The 17,248-nt window shown below is 58.0% G+C and carries 18 protein-coding genes and 2 pseudogenes; 11 read left to right on the top strand and 9 right to left on the bottom strand.

Going from position 1 to position 17,248, the window contains the following annotated elements:
- The first annotated feature begins 350 nt into the window (after positions 1-350).
- Both ACQKIK_RS05500 and ACQKIK_RS05495 read left to right on the top strand, forming a co-directional pair.
- Positions 351-1,142 carry a hypothetical protein gene (locus tag ACQKIK_RS05500; RefSeq protein ID WP_499135010.1) on the top strand — a complete coding sequence of 264 codons (792 nt, stop codon included), beginning with the start codon at positions 351-353 and terminating at the stop codon, positions 1,140-1,142.
- Entirely contained in the window at positions 1,143-1,544 is a 402-nt protein-coding gene (locus tag ACQKIK_RS05495) for a hypothetical protein (RefSeq protein ID WP_499135009.1), read from the top strand.
- A 60-nt stretch (positions 1,545-1,604) separates the two neighbouring features.
- On the opposite strand, the gene ACQKIK_RS05490 is transcribed toward ACQKIK_RS05495, so the two are convergent.
- From ACQKIK_RS05490 to ACQKIK_RS05465, 6 genes are all read right to left on the bottom strand, one after another.
- Positions 1,605-1,907 carry a site-specific integrase gene (locus tag ACQKIK_RS05490; protein ID WP_499135007.1) on the bottom strand — a complete coding sequence of 101 codons (303 nt, stop codon included), beginning with the start codon at positions 1,905-1,907 and terminating at the stop codon, positions 1,605-1,607.
- Positions 1,908-2,289: 382 nt separating this feature from the next.
- Positions 2,290-2,571 (bottom strand): BPSL0761 family protein, encoded by a 282-nt coding sequence (locus ACQKIK_RS05485; RefSeq protein ID WP_499135006.1) that lies wholly within the window; start codon positions 2,569-2,571, stop codon positions 2,290-2,292.
- Between the two features lie 18 nt (positions 2,572-2,589).
- Positions 2,590-2,994 (bottom strand): DUF6957 family protein, encoded by a 405-nt coding sequence (locus ACQKIK_RS05480; RefSeq protein ID WP_499135005.1) that lies wholly within the window; start codon positions 2,992-2,994, stop codon positions 2,590-2,592.
- 69 nt (positions 2,995-3,063) lie between these two features.
- Positions 3,064-3,366 carry a hypothetical protein gene (locus ACQKIK_RS05475; protein WP_499135004.1) on the bottom strand — a complete coding sequence of 101 codons (303 nt, stop codon included), beginning with the start codon at positions 3,364-3,366 and terminating at the stop codon, positions 3,064-3,066.
- A gap of 91 nt (positions 3,367-3,457) precedes the next feature.
- On the bottom strand, positions 3,458-4,858 hold the full coding sequence (locus ACQKIK_RS05470) for a DEAD/DEAH box helicase (protein ID WP_499135002.1): 1,401 nt from the start codon (positions 4,856-4,858) through the stop codon (positions 3,458-3,460).
- Positions 4,855-5,445, bottom strand: a complete 591-nt coding sequence (locus tag ACQKIK_RS05465; protein ID WP_499135001.1) for a VspR family transcription factor — start codon at positions 5,443-5,445, stop codon at positions 4,855-4,857. The genes ACQKIK_RS05470 and ACQKIK_RS05465 overlap by 4 nt, the downstream gene beginning before the upstream one ends.
- Before the next feature lie 104 nt (positions 5,446-5,549).
- Between ACQKIK_RS05465 and ACQKIK_RS05460 the strand changes: the two genes are divergently transcribed.
- Entirely contained in the window at positions 5,550-5,771 is a 222-nt protein-coding gene (locus tag ACQKIK_RS05460; RefSeq protein WP_044316198.1) for a helix-turn-helix domain-containing protein, read from the top strand.
- A 31-nt stretch (positions 5,772-5,802) separates the two neighbouring features.
- On the opposite strand, the pseudogene ACQKIK_RS05455 reads toward ACQKIK_RS05460, so the two are convergent.
- Positions 5,803-6,184, bottom strand: a pseudogene (locus ACQKIK_RS05455) (type I restriction endonuclease subunit R); the annotation flags it as partial.
- 951 nt (positions 6,185-7,135) lie between these two features.
- Between ACQKIK_RS05455 and ACQKIK_RS05450 the strand changes: the two are divergent.
- The 6 genes and pseudogenes from ACQKIK_RS05450 to ACQKIK_RS05425 all read left to right on the top strand — a co-directional run.
- Positions 7,136-9,709: pseudogene (locus tag ACQKIK_RS05450) on the top strand (sensor domain-containing protein); the annotation flags it as partial.
- 124 nt (positions 9,710-9,833) lie between these two features.
- Complete coding sequence (glyA, locus tag ACQKIK_RS05445; protein ID WP_046163902.1) at positions 9,834-11,087, top strand: serine hydroxymethyltransferase; 1,254 nt, start codon at positions 9,834-9,836, stop codon at positions 11,085-11,087.
- Between the two features lie 174 nt (positions 11,088-11,261).
- Entirely contained in the window at positions 11,262-12,614 is a 1,353-nt protein-coding gene (locus ACQKIK_RS05440; protein ID WP_045430373.1) for a cache domain-containing protein, read from the top strand.
- Positions 12,615-12,648: 34 nt separating this feature from the next.
- Positions 12,649-13,287 (top strand): response regulator, encoded by a 639-nt coding sequence (locus tag ACQKIK_RS05435; RefSeq protein ID WP_046163900.1) that lies wholly within the window; start codon positions 12,649-12,651, stop codon positions 13,285-13,287.
- Positions 13,288-13,387: 100 nt separating this feature from the next.
- Positions 13,388-13,849: a methyltransferase family protein gene (locus tag ACQKIK_RS05430; RefSeq protein WP_241530231.1), complete on the top strand. Its 462-nt coding sequence runs from the start codon at positions 13,388-13,390 to the stop codon at positions 13,847-13,849.
- A gap of 58 nt (positions 13,850-13,907) precedes the next feature.
- Entirely contained in the window at positions 13,908-14,279 is a 372-nt protein-coding gene (locus tag ACQKIK_RS05425) for a PilZ domain-containing protein (protein WP_499135000.1), read from the top strand.
- Positions 14,280-14,287: 8 nt separating this feature from the next.
- Here ACQKIK_RS05425 and radA read toward each other — a convergent pair whose 3' ends face one another.
- Positions 14,288-15,649 (bottom strand): DNA repair protein RadA, encoded by a 1,362-nt coding sequence (gene radA / locus ACQKIK_RS05420; protein WP_046163898.1) that lies wholly within the window; start codon positions 15,647-15,649, stop codon positions 14,288-14,290.
- A 115-nt stretch (positions 15,650-15,764) separates the two neighbouring features.
- Between radA and ACQKIK_RS05415 the strand changes: the two genes are divergently transcribed.
- Positions 15,765-16,199 (top strand): CopD family protein, encoded by a 435-nt coding sequence (locus ACQKIK_RS05415; RefSeq protein WP_241530233.1) that lies wholly within the window; start codon positions 15,765-15,767, stop codon positions 16,197-16,199.
- A gap of 156 nt (positions 16,200-16,355) precedes the next feature.
- Here ACQKIK_RS05415 and ACQKIK_RS05410 read toward each other — a convergent pair whose 3' ends face one another.
- Positions 16,356-16,625: an HP1242/YdcH family protein gene (locus ACQKIK_RS05410; protein WP_045430358.1), complete on the bottom strand. Its 270-nt coding sequence runs from the start codon at positions 16,623-16,625 to the stop codon at positions 16,356-16,358.
- 210 nt (positions 16,626-16,835) lie between these two features.
- Here ACQKIK_RS05410 and mscL point away from each other — a divergent pair, with 210 nt between their 5' ends.
- Positions 16,836-17,246 carry a large-conductance mechanosensitive channel protein MscL gene (mscL, locus tag ACQKIK_RS05405; RefSeq protein ID WP_499135202.1) on the top strand — a complete coding sequence of 137 codons (411 nt, stop codon included), beginning with the start codon at positions 16,836-16,838 and terminating at the stop codon, positions 17,244-17,246.
- Positions 17,247-17,248 lie beyond the last annotated feature (2 nt).

Genomic DNA, 17,248 nt, shown 5'->3' with positions numbered 1-17,248 from the left:
TGACTGACATTGCGGGCCTTCCGCTGGTCCGAGGGGTGAAATGTACCGATTCTGTACCAGGATCGCGAATTCGCCGCTGCTCCGTGGGCCGCGAAGGCATTCTGTAGGATACCGTTTTCAAGCGTTGGGCGTGGAGTGCCGCAGCGGTCCGCCAGGCTCGCCAAATGGTAAATGCGACCTGTATGACGCTATGATAGCCAAATGAGTGTTGACATTTCCGCTCGCGCGTTCTCCGTTATTGAGCCGCCTGAATTTACGTTGACCCATGGCGTCCAACGAAGGTAAATTTGATAACGGGTGTGTGAATAACCTGTGCATAGTTTTTTCGCCCAGCCGCATATGGAGAAGAGATGCGTCTTAGTAGGGCTAGCACTGGCCACCAAATAATTGATCGCTTGAATGCCTTACATCAAGAAGGGGCTAAATTAGTGCCGCTTCAAAAGATGTCATTAGAGCGGGAAATTGAAAAGCTTAAAAGCGCAAATCTCGCCGAAGGTTTGATGGTGCTTGGTGCTTACTATGCGTTCTGTGGTGATGAAGAAAAAGCGATAAATCATCACCGCTTGTCGCTTAATGCGAGCGGTAGAGATTACGTTCATCTTACAAACTATGCTGTAACGCTGAGCCAACTGCAGCGTTTTCCTGAAGCAATTAAAATATTTCAAGAAGCACATTCTAAGAGTCCAGCCGATGCTGGGCTTATTCAGCTTTTGGCTGATGCATGCTTTTACTGCTGCGCCTACGAGACCATGAAGTCTTGCCTTGAGTTGTATTTGAAAGCATCACAGGACGCCGACATTATGAATAATTCGGATGTTGTTGCAGTCATCACAATGGGATCGGATTTGGATCGCCTCGGCATATCAGAGACCCAGGCAATCCAGATATATGAAAAGGTTGAGGACGTTACCAGAAAGCATAACGTCTGGATCAGTGGTGGTTCGAGTGAAGTGTTCGACTCCGACGGCCATAAGTATGTAAACGTCCAGCTGAGTATCAATGCTCCTGGGAAGCTTCTTATGGAGATGAATGAAGAGCTTAGCGAATTAATATCAGATGACTTAGCTATCGATTGCTGGAATAAGTTAATTTATTCATTCGTATATACCGACAAATGTGATCAGCAGCAGCGAGTTCTGTAAATGCCGGTAAGTAGTCTGGGGTTTCTGCAAGAGGCGCGTTGGGTTTTCGACGAGCATTGCAATCGCGAGGATAGATCTCGTTTGGTTATGAGCCGCGCATACTATGGGCTCTATCATTGCGCACTTGAGCATGCCGATGCGTTGGTTTCGCCGCCTCTATCTGCCTGCAGAGGTAGTTCTCATGTAAAAGTATCGTCCTTTTATCAGGACCATTTTGCTGGAGGGCGTGAACTGACCAGGCAATACCGTAAAATCGGCATCAATCTTCTCAGGCTGCACGGCCAGCGGGTCAAAGCTGACTACAAGCTGGATGAAGACATATACGTTCAAGACGCTGAGTCAGTGCTGCTGTCCTGCGAGAAGCTTTTCTCCGAGCTCGAGGAGCTGAAGGCAGCTGCATAACTCCTTCGCCAACTGCACATGTCACATTTGAGAGAGCCCCTTTCAGGGGCTTTTTTGCAGTCAGGGCTTGGCTAGTTTTTCGAGTTCCAAAAAGCCGCGAACCGATCGATTCATCCACCGCGCATAGCGTTCGAGCAGAACCTGAACACCGTGACCGAGCTGTTTAGCCACAAACGCTGGCGTCATCCCGGCCATTAAGCACACCGTGGCGTAAGTGTGGCGCGTCGCATATTGACGGCGCTGGCATATGCCCAGCGCTTTGAGCGCAGCGTTCAGGTGCCGCTTCGGTGTGTTCTCTGAAGCAATAAAATCTCCTCTTCCATCCGCAGGGGTGTATACGAAGGCGCTTTCGCCCTCGTTCATCGCCAGCGCGCCTCTCAGGGTTGCCAGCGCCCTGTCACTCAGTAACACGTCGCGAGCGTATTTAGTTTCGACACGCCCGTGAATCTCGCCGCTCACCATCACCCGCCGAACCCTTGCCCATCGCCGTTCCAGATGACCATGCCAGGTTGTAGGGCCAGCATCTCGCACGTAGGAAAAAGGGGGCAGATTTATTTTCTCTACTCGATACGGCCGCTTCTGGCCGAGTCCTGCCCTAAGCTTCTGACAGTAGTCGGCGAAGAGGTGGCCTTGCAGAACTTGGGGGCACTGATTGGACTGACGCGTGACAGCGCGAGGCGGCTCCTGAAGAGTTGGCTGAGTCAGCAAAGAAGTCTTGGCTCTATTGGTAGTTCCATGTCCTAGATCAGGTTCTGATTTCACAATCTTCCTCAATCAGCTTCTGAATACGACCAGTTTCATCCAGCCTGGCGGTAATGAGCAGGTGAGCTGGAACGGTTCCACCCAATCTGCGGGTGTATTCCTCTTTCTCCGCGAGCATGTTCACCTCTCTTGCAGAAGGGTAGTGACGCAGAGCGCTTGTAGCCTGATGTTTTATCTCATCGCTGACCTCGCTGCTCGTTATCAGGCTGTTGAGGAATCGCCGCACTTCAATAAGTGCGGCAGTGCGTTCGATCGGCATAGTCATGGTTGTCTCCGCAGCTCATCAAAATATGCTGGCTACGACAGCTGGTTCTGCTGTCTTCCGGCTTCCTGTGCCCAAGAGGATGTAAACGCTATTTTGGGTTTCAAAAAGGCAGTTGCTTTTTCGATCGACCAAGAGCGTGCTTCTGACCCAATCGCCAAGAGAAAATCGACGGGCACTATCTGTTACTACGGTGTGGGCATAGAGAAGGATTGGCTGAAAACCTTGCTCTGTAATCAGTGCCTTCTTGTCATCTGAAATATCGAGATCGACGAGTATCCATTGCCTTACTGAACAGTATGGTTTCCCTGGGCAGAACTCCCGAGCCAGAGCGATGCCAGCAGCCTCGTCGTCACAGGCGCTATGCATTGCATTGCCTTCGCTTGCTAGAAAATCATTGATTTGTTCAATGCTTATTTTGGCCATACTGAACTCCAGCGTGCAAAGAAGGCACGACGATAAGGGTTAGAAGGCAACATACCTGCGGCTCAGTCATCACTCCTTTCCAAAAAAGTTATTAGCGCTTATCAGCGCGAATTCGTCCGCGGAGAAGGGCTTGTCATCATCGAACATGACGTTGACCATGCGCTCTCTACGCAAGCTACTTAACACTCGGAAAAAGCAGAGCTCACAGAGGTGGACCTGGTAGTGCTCTCCGTCATGCTGAGCGCCATAACCCCATTGCGCTTCGAGCCTGCCATATTGCAAGCCATAACCGGGGATGCGGGTACTAGAGGAGCAAACGTCGCAAATCACATCCTCAATCACGGCTACCGTCGCCGGCGATTTGATTTCCATGCCAACCTCTGGATAACTCTCTAGTCAATGAAGCAGCCGACCTTGGCCGTTTACATGCGTGTGCTACTCCAGTGAACTTGGCGTCACACCATCAAAAGCAAGCCAACAACTGCTGCCTATAATGCTGAGAAAAACTGACCTGATAAGCTGGTTCAGCTGCAAAATCAGCAAGCGAAATGATGTTCGTTGCCCTCGACTCAATAGCCTGCCCAGCTCTAAATAAGGCTGCACCATCCACCCCATTGACGTTGCCAGCAGTACCAATCAACTCAGGACTCAAATCTGGGGTGGGGCTCGGAATTCGCACCTCATTCAGCACCGCCAAATCATCTGGCAAGTCATCTGCTATTCGCTCCGCGAAGCTTTGCAGCGTCGGTTCCGCAAGCATGAATAGCCATGCTCGGTCATCAGATTCACCTGTGCGTCGCAACACCCGCCCCAGCACTTGCCGGTAGTGCAGTTCGGTGCGGATACGGCTGAGATAGCAGCACACTTGCAGGCGCGGGATGTCAGTGCCTTCGCTAATCATTCCCACAGCGACAATCCAGCGGCAGTTACTGCTCCGGAATCCGTTGATCACCTGCTGCGCATCCAGGGTCTTGTTGGTCACAATGCGCCAAACCTCGCCCCTAGCGTCCAGTGCCTGGGCTATCTGCTGGGCGTGTTCGATGTCGGTAGCAACCACTAAACCAGCTGCATCAGGTTTCATCTGGCGAAGCTCATTGAGCTTGCTGCAGCCAATGTCGAGAAGCTGATCAATCAACTCGTCATGGCGCAGCAGTTCCTCGTAGGTGACGGGTGACTCACCCAAAAGCCTGGCAATGCTGGGAAAGAGCTTCACAGAGCTATCAGAACCCAATTCTTCCGTGAGTTTCACTTTCTGATTATCGAGCAGAACGATGCGAGGGGATCGGCACACGCCATCGGCAATGGCGTCTCTCAAGCCGTAACGGTAATCACAGATCAAATGCCCCGCCGGCGAGGAGTAGCGGGCTAAGGCAATGGCCTTATCGTCCGAACGCCAGGGCGTGCCAGAAAGGGCCAGCGTGAAGGCAGCGCGATCCTGTAGCCGATGCAGTATCTGCTGCCCCCAGCCATTGCTGAGCAGCGGATCGTGGCCGGCGCAATGGTGGATCTCGTCGAAAACCACGAGCACCCGATAATCATCAAGCAGCTGCCAGAATCCCTCATCACGGTATTCCATGGCCTGATAGGTATAGGCCGCCCCCACGGCACCTATCTGGCCATTCAGACGCTTGCCTAGCACAACCTCAAAGGTCGAACGAAATCCCTCAACGACCTGGCAGGAGGGCGCAAAGCACAGCACCAGATCAATTCTGCCCTGCTCAAGCAGCCGGCTGGCCAACTCTGCGGCCATGCGCGTCTTCCCAGCCCCCGGCGTTGCCTGGCAAAAGAAGTGCGGCGTGACGGTAAAGTGCCCCAATGCCTTGGTGATGCAGCTGTTCTGCCAGCTGCGCAGCGGTCTACTCATTGTGGCGCAGCGAGCGTTTTGAGGGTTTTTTCGATGGCGCGCAGATGCCCTAGAAGGCGAGAACTGCGATCCCTGGCTTCGAGGTAATCGCCTTCAACCTTGTCCCGTAAATGTGGCATATGGTCTAGCAGCAGCTTGAATCGCTCCGCCTCACCCATTGTAGTGAGGAAGTCCAAGCGGATTTCCTTGTGGAGCGCTTCCAGCTGCAAGTCCGTATTGGCTGACGAGTTTAACGGCGAAGCTTCAAGGGCGCGCACGGCGATGCCTGGTTCGGGCAGTCCGGTAGCCATAAGGCTATTCTCAAAACCGTTATCTATCAGCTCTAGTTGCACATGTGCAGGAGTAGGCTGCAGATGGTAGACCTGTCCTCGAACGCGACGATCCTGGTCAGGTAAAACTAAGCCCGCGCGCACTAATCGACGGATTTGCTCATATACATAGCGGCGAACATCGGCGATACGGAAATGTGTTCCCTTCAGGCACGCGGCATAGGCATCACGCAGATCACGGGTCGTAAACGTTGTACGCCCTTGCTCCTGAAGCAGCTCATACAGACGCCTGTCAAAGATAAACGAGGCCGATTTCATTGAGCCACCAGACGAGTTAACGCGAAAGAAATGCGGATTATAATCCGTGGCTCGCGCGTCCGCAAACGCATGATAGTGCCGCCTCAAGTTGTATTGAGACGGTCATGGATAAGTTGGCGAAAGCGTTAGGGGAACGCATCCGCGTGCAGAGGAAGGCCTGCCGGATTTCCCAGGATGCATTGGCGCTGGCGTGTAATATCGATCGCAGCTATGTAGGGCGGATCGAGCGTGGCGAGGTCAACATCACCGTCGAGAAGCTCTACCGCATCGCAGGCGAACTAGCCTGCGATCCTTCAAGCCTTCTGCCACAGCCATCTGAAATCTAACCCGAGCAAGTAATACCAGCGCTCAAGAAGGTCATACGGCGGCGCCTTTACCTTGCCCCAAACCGCCAGCCGCCGTCAGCATCTTCAAGATCACCTGCGCAAACGCCCGGCACTTGGTCTCGTTATCCAGCACTTCGAGCGACAGCTTCCCATAGTCGGTGATTGCGTCGAGAACGGTATTGAGAACGCGCTTGGGGGACAGGCCGTGCATCACTTGCTCCACCGAGTGGTTGTTCACCTGGGCCATCACATCCTCTTGGCGACTGATGCGCTGGGCGATGCCGGTGAGGAACTGCAACTGGTCGTCATCGCTCATCTCGGACCGAAGATATCGTTCAGCGCTTCGAGGATTTCCGATAGGCGCTTTTCTCCGGGTCATGCGGTTTACCGCTGCCTACGTCGCTGCCGGGTTGAGGGTGCCCTAAGAGGTGATGAACCTCTTCTTTTAAGAAGAACTTTATTTGCTGCCTCATAACAGGAGATCGGCTGGCGTTACCTGACAAGAAGCGATTACAGGAGAACTTACAAAAAGTTAAGTTTGGAGCGTGAATTTGACCCAAAGTCAGCAAAAGCTAACTAAAAGTTCTGCCCCGACACAGGATTGAGAGGATAAAGATGCTAGGTAGGCTGGATAAGCGCCTAACCACGAGGGCTCGACTGCGGCTCGTAAATCGTGACTAAAATCTAATAGGGCAGATACACATATTGAGCCATGGAGACGAGTGCCCGTGACGAGGAAAAAATGAGGCGAATCCCGCCGCTGTGGGCGGGTCGAACCGAACTCGCAAAGCTACCGGAATGCATCTGGCAGGGCAAACCGGGGTGCTGACTCGATGCTGGCGCTTTGATGGCTCTCAGGGCATCCTTGACGCCGTTCGGGCGTTGGTCCGATGCCGCGCTCGCCGCAACGCCACAAAGGACTTAATCGTTTGATCGATCAACATCCTTCCCCATCCGTGTCAGCCCGCCTCGACAGGCTTGTCCGCAGGATTGCTGTCACCTGTGCGCGCTTTCTTGTGCCGCTTCGCCTGCGCGCTCGTTGGCAACTGTTGCGCTATTCGGCGACGGCGCTCGGGGCGATCGAAGAGCGGATTCTGATCAGCGACTTCAGTGGCCGTCTGCAATTTCTCAACAACCAGGCCGAGGCAATGTTCGGCCTGAGTAGCCGCGAGGCTCCACGTTATCGTCTGCAGGAGCTGCTGCCGAATCTGGATCCCCTGGCGTTCGACGCGACCAATTCGACGGTTGATCTGTGCCTTGAGGCCGTGCGACTGCTTCAGGAGGGGGAAAGCCGTCTCTTTTCGATCACGCGGCGGGCTTTGCACCTGGCGGGTGAGCTGGAGCCGTCTGGTTTTGTCTGGGTCATGCGCGATATCACGCGTGAGTGGTCGGCGCAGGCAGCACTGGTTGAGCGTGAACGGTTCTGGTCGGAGGTGCTGCGCGCAGTGCCGGACACCCTTTATGTCCAGGATCTGGAGGCCGGCAAGCTGCTGTTCAGCAATAGCAACCTGGCCGCGCGGCTGGGCTACAGCGAAGAAGAGCGCGGCGACGACAGCAACCTGTTCTGGCGACGCATCAGCCACCCGGACGATCAGGAGTACATCTGGCGGCTGCTGGCCCTGCGCGGTTCGATGATTGACGGCGTCGTGCAGGAGTCGTTACTGCGCTGGCGCCACCGTGACGGCAAATGGCATTGGTTCTGCGTGACTGAACAGGTCCTGACGCGCAATGAGCAGGGGAAGGTGCAGCGCTTGATTGGCGTGGCCCGGGATGTCACTGCGAACATGGAACACAGCCATTCCCTGCGTGATAGCGAACGTCGCTACCGGATGCTCGCCGGTAGCCTGCGCGATGTGGTCTTCACCACCGACAGTTCGCTGCGCATCGACTACATCAGCCCTTCGGTGCAGACCGTGCTTGGCTACAGCCCGGAGTGGGCGGCGCAGCATGGCCTGGATCGAGTGGTGGCCAAACCGCGTCAGGCGGCGCGCTTCTATGACCTGATGAGGCGGGTGCGCGATGCTTCGGTCAGCCCGGTTGAACTGGCTAAGCTGGGGCAGACCTTGCAGGCGCAAACCCTGTATTTCGACTGTCTCGCGGCCGATGGCCGGTCGGTCGCGATCGAGCTGCGGATGATGCTGATCTCCGACGAGAACAACCGGTTCGATGGAACCCTGTGCATTGGCCGGGATGTCAGCGAACAGCGCCAAGCCGAGACGGCATTGCGCCGCGCGGCGACCGTATTCGACCATTCCACGGCGGCCATCGTTGTCACCGATCCCGCCGGCAAGATCGTCCAGGTCAATGCGGCATTCGTCCGGATCACCGGCTACAGCGTCGACGAGATCAGAGGCGAGCTGCCGATGGTGCTCAGCGCCGACCGTCAGCAGGCCAATCAAATGGACTATGTGCACAGCCAGGTCCTGCAGACCGGCAGCTGGGAAGGGGAGTTCTGGCTCAAGCGCAAGGGTGGCGAGACTTACCCATGCTGGATCGGCATTACCGCCGTTCGCGACGATGAGAATGAGCTGGTGAGCTATGTCTGCTTTTTCAGCGACATGAGTGAGCGCAAGGCCAGCGAAAAGCGCATCCACCGGCTGGCCTATTACGACGGGCTGACTCAGCTGCCCAATCGCACGCTGTTTCAGGACCGTCTGCACAGCAGCCTGCAATTGGCCGCCCGGCGCCGTGGCTGGGTGGTGCTGATGTTTCTCGATCTGGATCGCTTCAAGCCAATCAACGATTCGCTCGGTCACGCCGCCGGTGACCGCATGCTCAAGGACGTCGCAGTGCGCCTGGCGTCGTGCGTTGATGAGGACGACACGGTGGCGCGCATGGGCGGCGATGAGTTCACCTTTCTGTTGCGCCCCGGTGGTGATCGCGACGAGGCGCTGAGCCGGGCAATCCATGTGGCTGAACGGGTCCTGGGCAGTCTCGCCGAACCGTTCGTGCTGTCTGGCCGAGAGTTCTTTGTCACCGCCAGCATTGGCATTGCCCTGAGCCCACAGGATGGCAACGACATCAGCCAGCTGATGAAAAATGCCGACACCGCGATGTATCACGCCAAAGAGCGCGGCAAAAACAATTTCCAGTTCTACCAGGCCGAGATGAATGCCAGCGCACTGGAGCGTCTGGAGCTGGAAAGCGATCTGCGCCACGCCCTCGAACAGCAACAGTTCGTGCTGCACTACCAGCCGCAATACCTCGCCGACGGCCATACGCTGACCGGTGTCGAGGCATTGCTGCGCTGGCAGCACCCGTCCCGTGGTCTGGTGCCGCCCGGCGAGTTCATTCCGGCGCTGGAGGAATTGGGGCTGATTGTCGAGGTAGGCGACTGGGTCATCGGCGAAGCCTGCCGGCAGATCGGAAACTGGGAGCGGGAGGGCGTGGTGGTGCCGAAGGTTTCGGTGAACCTTTCGGCCCGCCAGTTCGCCGATGGTCAGCTGGGTCAGCGCATCGCCGGGATTCTCGCGTTCAGCAAAATTGCACCGAGCCGGCTGGAGCTGGAGCTGACCGAGAGCATCCTGATGCAGGACGTCGGGGGCGCGATGCGCATGCTCGATGCGCTCAAGCAGCTCGGCCCCTCGATTGCCATCGACGATTTCGGCACCGGTTACTCTTCGTTGAACTACCTCAAGCAATTCCCCATCGATGTGCTGAAAATCGACCGCAGTTTCGTCGATGGTCTGCCCGAAGGCGAGCAGGATGGGCAGATAGCCCGAGCGATCATTGCCATGGCGCATAGCCTCAGTCTGTCGGTGATCGCCGAGGGCGTCGAAACCCAGGCGCAGCTGGACTTCCTTCGCGAGCATGGCTGCGACGAGGTGCAGGGTTTCTATCTCGGCCTGCCGGTGCCAGCGGCAAAGTTGAAAGCGTCAATTTCAAACTGCAAGCAGCAGGCCACAGTCGGCCAGCTAGAACCAGGGGCTGCGTTGTAACGGGGCTGCAACCGCTAGCAGCTTGTCTCATGTTGTAGATGACCACGGCTCATACCCGCGCTCCGGCGGATGAGGTAGAATCCGCGCCTCTTTATTACCGCCAGCTGATTCTCAGGGGACTGCCATGTTCAGCCGTGATTTGACCCTCGCCCGTTTCGACGCCGATCTCTTCGCTGCCATGGAGCAGGAAGCCAAGCGTCAGGAAGACCACATCGAGCTGATCGCCTCGGAGAACTACACCAGCCCCGCGGTGATGGAGGCCCAGGGTTCGGTACTGACCAACAAGTACGCAGAAGGCTATCCGGGCAAGCGCTACTACGGCGGTTGCGAGTACGTCGATGTGGTCGAGCAGCTGGCCATTGACCGCGCCAAGGAACTGTTCGGCGCCGACTACGCCAACGTCCAGCCGCATGCCGGCTCCCAGGCCAACAGCGCCGTCTACCTCGCCCTCTTGCAGGCCGGTGACACCATTCTGGGCATGAGCCTGGCCCACGGTGGCCACCTGACCCACGGCGCCAGCGTGTCCTCCTCCGGCAAGCTGTACAACGCCGTGCAGTACGGCATCAACGACCAGGGCCTGATCGACTATGACGAAGTCGAGCGCCTAGCCCTCGAGCACAAGCCGAAGATGGTTGTCGCTGGTTTCTCTGCCTACTCGCAGAAACTGGATTTCGCCCGTTTCCGCGAGATCGCCGACAAGGTCGGTGCCTACCTGTTCGTCGACATGGCCCACGTAGCTGGTCTGGTTGCTGCTGGTGTCTACCCGAACCCGGTGCCGTTCGCCGACGTAGTGACCACTACTACTCACAAGACCCTGCGCGGCCCACGCGGTGGTCTGATCCTGGCCCGCGCCAATGCCGAGATCGAGAAGAAGCTGAACTCTGCAGTGTTCCCAGGCGCCCAGGGAGGCCCGCTGGAGCACGTCATCGCCGCCAAGGCGGTGTGCTTCAAGGAAGCGCTGCAACCTGAGTTCAAGACCTACCAGCAGCAGGTTGTGAAGAATGCCCAGGCCATGGCCGAAGTGTTCATTCAGCGCGGCTTCGACGTGGTGTCCGGTGGTACCCAGAATCACCTGTTCCTGCTCAGCCTGATCAAGCAGGACATCACCGGTAAGGACGCGGATGCTGCTCTGGGCAACGCTCACATCACCGTAAACAAGAACAGCGTACCGAACGATCCGCGTTCGCCGTTCGTGACTTCCGGCCTGCGCATCGGTACTCCGGCCGTCACCACCCGCGGTTTCGGCGAAACCGAGTGCCGCGATCTGGCTGGCTGGATCTGCGACATCCTCGACAACATGGGCGATGAGTCGGTAATCGAAGCAGTTCGTGCCAAGGTCGAGGCGGTCTGCGCCAAGTTCCCGGTCTACGGTCAGTAAGACGCTTCATGCAGTAACGAAAGCCCGGCCCTGTGCCGGGCTTTTTCGTTTCAGTGAGGAATCGCCCGCGTCACTGCGCGTCAAGGCTAAGTGCCATCTGGTACTGTGCCTGCCGCGCCGCCTGGGTTAAGTTTCACTCACGTTTTGCCAGATATAGGTCATCGGAGAGGCTCGATGCAGCTCAAGCACAAGATTGCCGCGCTCAGCATCCTGCCCCTGCTATTGGCTGTGGCGGTGGTCTGCGCGCTGGTGCTGTTCCAGAACCAGCGGCTCGGCGAGCAGCAGGCGAAGCTGATCGAAAGCAGCATCCTGGCGAGCAAGCAGGCCGAGCTGAAGAACTACGTCGAGATGGCCTTGAGCACCATCGCGCCGTTCTATGGCAGCGGTCTGAACGATGAGGAGACCAAACAGAAGGTGCTCGCTGCTTTGGGGCGCTTCAGTTTCGGCAGCGATGGCTACTTCTTCGTCTACGACCGCAGCGGGCGCAACCTGATGCATCCGCGCCAGAGCGAGCTGGTCGGCAAGGATCTGTGGAACATGACCGACCCTAACGGTTTGCCAGTGATCCAGGCGTTGATGCGCAGTGCCGAGACAGGTACCGGATTCCAGCGCTACGCCTGGCAGAAGCCGTCGACCGGACAGTTCGCCGCGAAGCTGGCCTATGTAGTGATGCTGGAGCGTTGGGGTTGGATGCTGGGCACCGGCATCTATCTCGAGGACGTAGATGAGGCGATTCTGCAGGTGCGCGAAGAGGTCGCCAGTGGCATCTACACCACCATGCTGGCCATCGCCGGCGTCGCGCTCGTCGCGGTGTTGCTGGTCTTCGCCAGTGGGCTGACGCTCAATGTCAGCGAACGGCGACTGGCTGACCGCAAGCTGCAGTTGCTGACCCAGCGCATTGTCAGCTTGCAGGAAGAAGAGCGTTCTCGTGTTTCTCGCGAGCTGCATGACGGCATCAGTCAGCTGCTGGTGTCGATCAAGTTCCAGTTTGAATTGGCCAGTCATGAGCTCGCCAGCGGCAATCCCAATGCGCTGGCAACGCTGGATCGGGGCACCGAGCGGCTGGCGGGGGCGATTGGCGAGGTGCGGCGCATCTCCCATGATCTGCATCCATCGCTGCTCGACACGCTGGGTCTGTCGGCGGCTGTTGGCCAGCTTGTGGCCGAGTTCGAACAGCGCAGCGGGCTGAAAATGCTATACAGCAACGACCTCGGTGAGAACGATCCTGACGATTCGGTGGCAGTTGCGCTGTTCCGGGTGTTGCAGGAAGCGCTGGCCAATATCGAGCGTCACGCTGCAGCGCAGTCGGTGCACATCAATCTGGACGGCGACGACGCGTCGGTGCGCCTGCGGGTGAGAGACGACGGAATCGGCTTCAATCCGCGCCATCTCGACAGCATCAAGGGCGGCGGCATCGGTCTGCGTAACATCCGCGAACGGGTGGAACACTTCGGTGGACGTTTCAGCCTGCTATCTGAATCCGGTGGCACCGAACTGGATGTCACCTTGCCGGCCCGGGCCGGTTGAATTGTCGAACATTCAATAATAAGAGGCTCGCTCGATGAACCCGCAAGCGTGTATCAAGGTGGCTTTGATCGACGACCATGCTTTGGTTCGGGACGGCGTCCGCGCCTTGCTGATGGCCGTGCCCGAACTGGACGTGGTCGGCGAAGCTGGCAGCGGCGCCGAGGCGCTTGAGCTGCTGGGTCGTGTCACGGCCGATGTCGTGTTGATGGACATCGGGCTGAAGGATGTAAACGGTCTTGAACTGACGCAATCACTGCGCCAGCAGTTTCCCGGCTTGCGCGTGCTGATTCTGAGCATGTACGACAATCAGGAATACGTGAACACTTCGGTCAAGGTCGGCGCCAGCGGCTATGTACTGAAAGATGCGCCCTCACGGGAAATCATTGTCGCGATCCAAGCGATTGCCGCCGGAGGCACCTATTACAGCGAGGGTATTGCCGAGAAGCTGGCCAGCCGGAGCGCCGAGGAGCGCGAGCTCACGCCTCGTGAGCGTGAAGTGCTGCTGATGCTGGCCCAAGGGCATAACAACAAGACCATGGCGCGTACCCTGCAAATCAGCGTACGGACGGTCGAAACGCATCGCCTGAGCATTCGGCGCAAACTGGATATCGACCGCCCGGCGGATCTGATGAAGCATGCAATGGTGCATGGCTGGCTCCCAGGGCAGCATTAACTTGGCAACTGTCAGCGCCGCCGGGATGCGCTACTAAAAGCAGGCGGCGTTACGCGGTGGCTTCTGTAGGATAGGCGCATCCAATACATCGGGACGCGCCATGAGCCACGCCTCTGTCAGAATGATTCCGCCTCCACCCCTGGTCTATCTGGCCTTCATGGGTGGTGCTTGGGGGGCGTCGAAATGGGTGCCTCTCGACCTGCCTGAACACGAACTGGTGTTTTATGCCGGCTGGGTATCGATAGCGGTCGGCATCGTGCTGATGCTCTGGTCGGCGCTGGAAATGCATCGCTATCGCACCACTATCAACCCCTACGGCAAGCCGAGCAGTCTTTTGCAGAGCGGGCCGTTTCGTTTTTCGCGCAACCCGATTTATCTCGCCGACACCTTCATCTATTGCGGTGTTGGGCTGTTGCTCAACAGTGTCTGGCCGTGGCTCCTATTGCCCTTGTTGATCGTCTGCATGCAACGCACCGTGATCGTTCACGAAGAGCACCTGCTGATGCGGCTGTTTGGTGACGACTATCGAATCTACCGACGGCGTGTCCGGCGGTGGCTCTGAGCAGGTGGGTGGTGATGTCGCCTATAGTGAGTAATGAAGTCTTCGGGGAGTGGACATGATGAACGAGACAACCAGCGACCGCCGGCGCTTCCAGCGCTTTGAATTCGATGCCGAAACGGAGCTGGTGCAGGGCCAGCGTCGCTGGCCTGTCCAGCTGCACGATCTTTCCTTGAGGGGCTTGTTGGTGCACCGCCCGGCTGGCTGGGATGCCGATCCCTCCCAGCCGTTCGAAGCCCGCATTCGGCTCTCGGATGACGCCGAGGTGCGTATGGAAGTAGAGATGACTCGTGGCGAAGGTGAGTTGGTCGGGCTGGTCTGCCGGCATATCGATGTCGACTCGATCAGCCACCTACGGCGATTGGTCGAACTTAACCTGGGCGACGAAGCGCTGCTCGAACGTGAGCTGGCAGCGCTTGGCGAGCCGCGATAGCGCCGGGATTACTCGAACAGCGCGTCCAGGGCCTGCTCAAGCCGCGTTACGGCAATTACTTGTAGCCCGGCGGGCGCCTCCTTCGGTGCGTTGCCCTTGGGCACAATGGCGCGCTTGAAACCATGCTTGGCGGCTTCTTTCAGTCGCTCCTGGCCGCTCGGCACCGGACGGATCTCCCCGGACAGACCGACCTCGCCAAACACCAACAAGTCGGTATCCAGCGGGCGGTTGCGCAAGCTGGATATCACCGCCGCCATCAGCGCCAGGTCTGAGGCCGTCTCCAGTACCTTCACGCCGCCGACCACGTTGATGAACACGTCTTGGTCGTAGGTCGGAATGCCGCCGTGGCGATGCAGGACGGCCAGCAGCATGGCCAGGCGGTTCTGGTCGAGGCCAAGGGTGACGCGGCGCGGATTGGCCATGTGGCTGGTATCGACCAAGGCCTGCACCTCGACCAGCATGGGGCGCGTGCCTTCCCAGGTGGCCATTACGACGCTGCCGGGCACCGCTTCCTGAGCGCGGGTGAGAAAGATTGCCGAGGGGTTGGTGACTTCCTTCAGGCCCTTGTCGGTCATGCCGAACACACCCAGCTCATTGATTGCGCCGAAGCGATTCTTCACTGCGCGCAGCAGACGCAGGCGACCATCCGATTCGCCCTCAAAGTAGAGCACGGTGTCGACCATGTGCTCGAGCACGCGCGGGCCGGCCAGCGCACCTTCCTTGGTGACATGGCCGACCAGGAAAATTGCCGTACCACTCTGCTTGGCGAAGCGCACCAGCAGCGCGGCGCTTTCACGGACCTGAGCGACGCCGCCGGGGGCGGACTGCAACTGCTCCGTGAAGATGGTCTGGATCGAGTCGATCACCATCACCTTGGGCTTTTCCAAGCGTGCAGTGGCGATGATGGTTTCGATGCAGGTTTCGGTCATCACTTTGAGCCGGTCCTGCGGCAGATCGAGGCGTCGTGCACGCATGGCGACCTGCTGCTGTGATTCTTCGCCGGTCACGTAAAGGGCCGGAAACTGGCGGGCTATGTTGCAGAGGGTCTGCAGCAGGATGGTCGACTTGCCAATGCCAGGATCACCGCCGATCAGCACCACCGAGCCGTCAACTAGCCCGCCTCCGAGCACCCGGTCCAGCTCCCCGGAGGCGGTGGAGAAACGTGGTACTTCCTCGACGCTGACTTCGGCCAGCGTTCGGATGTTGGCTTGCTCCCCAGCCCAGCCTGCGCGGCCCGATGGTGGGGCTGCGCCATCGATAATGGTCTCCACCAGCGTGTTCCAGGCGCCGCAGTCACCACATTGACCGGCCCATTTGGGAAAGGTCGAGCCGCATTCGGTACAGCCATACATGCGCTTGGCCTTGGCCATGGGAGACTCCGCGTCGGATGAGTGGAGTCGCATGATAGCGGCTGACTTGATCGCCATCAGCCACAAGCGCCACTTAACCCTCCAGACTGTAAACAAACCGAACAGGAGTCATCCCATGCGTCACTTGTTGTTTCTGCACCTGCTAGGTGCCAGCGTCTGGGTAGGCGGCCACTTGGTTTTGCTGTTCAGCGTGCTGCCCGGGGCTCTGCGCCGGCGTGATGTGCAGCCGGTGCGGGCTTTTGAGCAGCTCTATGAACGGGTCGGAATCCCGGCCTTGCTGTTACAGATTGCCACCGGCATATGGCTGGCAGGGCAGTGGTTGCCGCACGCGCAATGGTTCGGCGACTCGCCAATCGCTCATCTGGTTCAGGCCAAGCTGGTGCTGCTGGTTTTCACCGCAGCGCTGGGTGTACATGCAAGGCTGGCGATAATCCCGAAGCTCGATGCGCAGCGCTTGCCGCAACTGGGTGTGCATATCGTGCTGATCACACTGACAGCGGTGGCCTTCGTCTGGGTCGGGTCTGGCTTTAGATTCGGCGGGTTGTTCTAACAGCCACAGCGCGGTCTTTCAGTTCTCACAGAAGAGAGAAACCGGCTGGATGCTAGCGGCTGGACGCGTTTGAAAGGTTAGCCAAGGGGGAGAAGATATCCGCGACCCGTCACGCCAGGCGAACCGAGGCTGACGGGTGGGGAGGGCCGAGCAGGATTAGCCGCAGCAGCCACCGCAGCAGCTGCCGCTGGCACGCTTGAGGTCACGCGCAATGTCGTCCTTGAGTGATACACGCTCCAACTTGAGCGCGCTGAGGGCTTCGTCATCGAGCAGTTCAACACCGTCCTCGACACGGCAAATCTGCTTGTCCAGTGCCTCGTAGGTTTCAGCCTTGCGGGCGAACTTGGGATCCTGCTGACGCAGCTGATGAAGCTGCTCGAGCTTTTCGGGGAAATCCTTGACCAGGGGGTGATGTTCGACGTGCATGGTGCCGCTCCGGTTGGATGAGAAGAGCTGTACCTTAGCGTTGCGCCACACGATTCTTTTTGACGGCGATCAAGCAGTCCGTACTGTCGCCTGCCGCTCATCGCTGAAGCTCTCTGGCTCGCAACCTAAACCCAATCTATGCTGCAGCTTGTCGAAGCGCTACGGCGGACGATCCGACCGCAAAAAACTATCCGATTGAAGGAAAGCAAGATGGGAATGATCAACGAATTCAAGGCATTTGCCGTCAGAGGCAACGTCATCGACATGGCGGTGGGGATTATCATCGGCGCCGCCTTCACCAAGATCGTCTCGTCCTTTGTCGCCGATGTCGTGACGCCGCCGCTGGGTATGTTGATCGGCGGTGTCGATTTCTCGGACCTCTCCATTGTGCTCAAGCAGGCGGTTGGGGATTCGCCCGCAGTGACCTTGAGCTATGGCCGCTTCCTGCAGACAGTGTTCGATTTCAGCATTGTGGCCTTCGCCATCTTTCTCGCCGTCAAGGGCCTCAATAGCTTGAAGCGCAAGGAGGCGGAGGCCCCGTCTGCACCGCCAGCGCCGAGCAAGGAGGAAACGCTGCTTACCGAGATCCGGGATGCGCTGCGTGCGCAAAACCGACCCTGAGC

This window comes from Pseudomonas sp. NPDC047961 (assembly GCF_050272435.1).
GTDB lineage: Bacteria > Pseudomonadota > Gammaproteobacteria > Pseudomonadales > Pseudomonadaceae > Stutzerimonas.
This window is presented reverse-complemented; position numbering and strand designations above follow the sequence as displayed.

Excerpts from the sequence above, each read along its gene's own strand:
- ACQKIK_RS05485 (WP_499135006.1), bottom strand. The coding sequence starts at position 2,571 with ATGACTATGCCGATCGAACGCACTGCCGCACTTATTGAAGTGCGGCGA.
- glyA (WP_046163902.1), top strand. The coding sequence starts at position 9,834 with ATGTTCAGCCGTGATTTGACCCTCGCCCGTTTCGACGCCGATCTCTTC.
- ACQKIK_RS05495 (WP_499135009.1), top strand. The coding sequence starts at position 1,143 with ATGCCGGTAAGTAGTCTGGGGTTTCTGCAAGAGGCGCGTTGGGTTTTC.
- ACQKIK_RS05410 (WP_045430358.1), bottom strand. The coding sequence starts at position 16,625 with ATGCACGTCGAACATCACCCCCTGGTCAAGGATTTCCCCGAAAAGCTC.
- ACQKIK_RS05460 (WP_044316198.1), top strand. The coding sequence starts at position 5,550 with ATGGATAAGTTGGCGAAAGCGTTAGGGGAACGCATCCGCGTGCAGAGG.
- ACQKIK_RS05470 (WP_499135002.1), bottom strand. The coding sequence starts at position 4,858 with ATGAGTAGACCGCTGCGCAGCTGGCAGAACAGCTGCATCACCAAGGCA.
- ACQKIK_RS05465 (WP_499135001.1), bottom strand. The coding sequence starts at position 5,445 with ATGAAATCGGCCTCGTTTATCTTTGACAGGCGTCTGTATGAGCTGCTT.
- ACQKIK_RS05490 (WP_499135007.1), bottom strand. The coding sequence starts at position 1,907 with ATGAACGAGGGCGAAAGCGCCTTCGTATACACCCCTGCGGATGGAAGA.
- radA (WP_046163898.1), bottom strand. The coding sequence starts at position 15,649 with ATGGCCAAGGCCAAGCGCATGTATGGCTGTACCGAATGCGGCTCGACC.
- ACQKIK_RS05440 (WP_045430373.1), top strand. The coding sequence starts at position 11,262 with ATGCAGCTCAAGCACAAGATTGCCGCGCTCAGCATCCTGCCCCTGCTA.
- ACQKIK_RS05435 (WP_046163900.1), top strand. The coding sequence starts at position 12,649 with ATGAACCCGCAAGCGTGTATCAAGGTGGCTTTGATCGACGACCATGCT.
- ACQKIK_RS05475 (WP_499135004.1), bottom strand. The coding sequence starts at position 3,366 with ATGGAAATCAAATCGCCGGCGACGGTAGCCGTGATTGAGGATGTGATT.
- ACQKIK_RS05415 (WP_241530233.1), top strand. The coding sequence starts at position 15,765 with ATGCGTCACTTGTTGTTTCTGCACCTGCTAGGTGCCAGCGTCTGGGTA.
- ACQKIK_RS05480 (WP_499135005.1), bottom strand. The coding sequence starts at position 2,994 with ATGGCCAAAATAAGCATTGAACAAATCAATGATTTTCTAGCAAGCGAA.
- ACQKIK_RS05500 (WP_499135010.1), top strand. The coding sequence starts at position 351 with ATGCGTCTTAGTAGGGCTAGCACTGGCCACCAAATAATTGATCGCTTG.
- ACQKIK_RS05425 (WP_499135000.1), top strand. The coding sequence starts at position 13,908 with ATGAACGAGACAACCAGCGACCGCCGGCGCTTCCAGCGCTTTGAATTC.
- ACQKIK_RS05430 (WP_241530231.1), top strand. The coding sequence starts at position 13,388 with ATGAGCCACGCCTCTGTCAGAATGATTCCGCCTCCACCCCTGGTCTAT.
- mscL (WP_499135202.1), top strand. The coding sequence starts at position 16,836 with ATGGGAATGATCAACGAATTCAAGGCATTTGCCGTCAGAGGCAACGTC.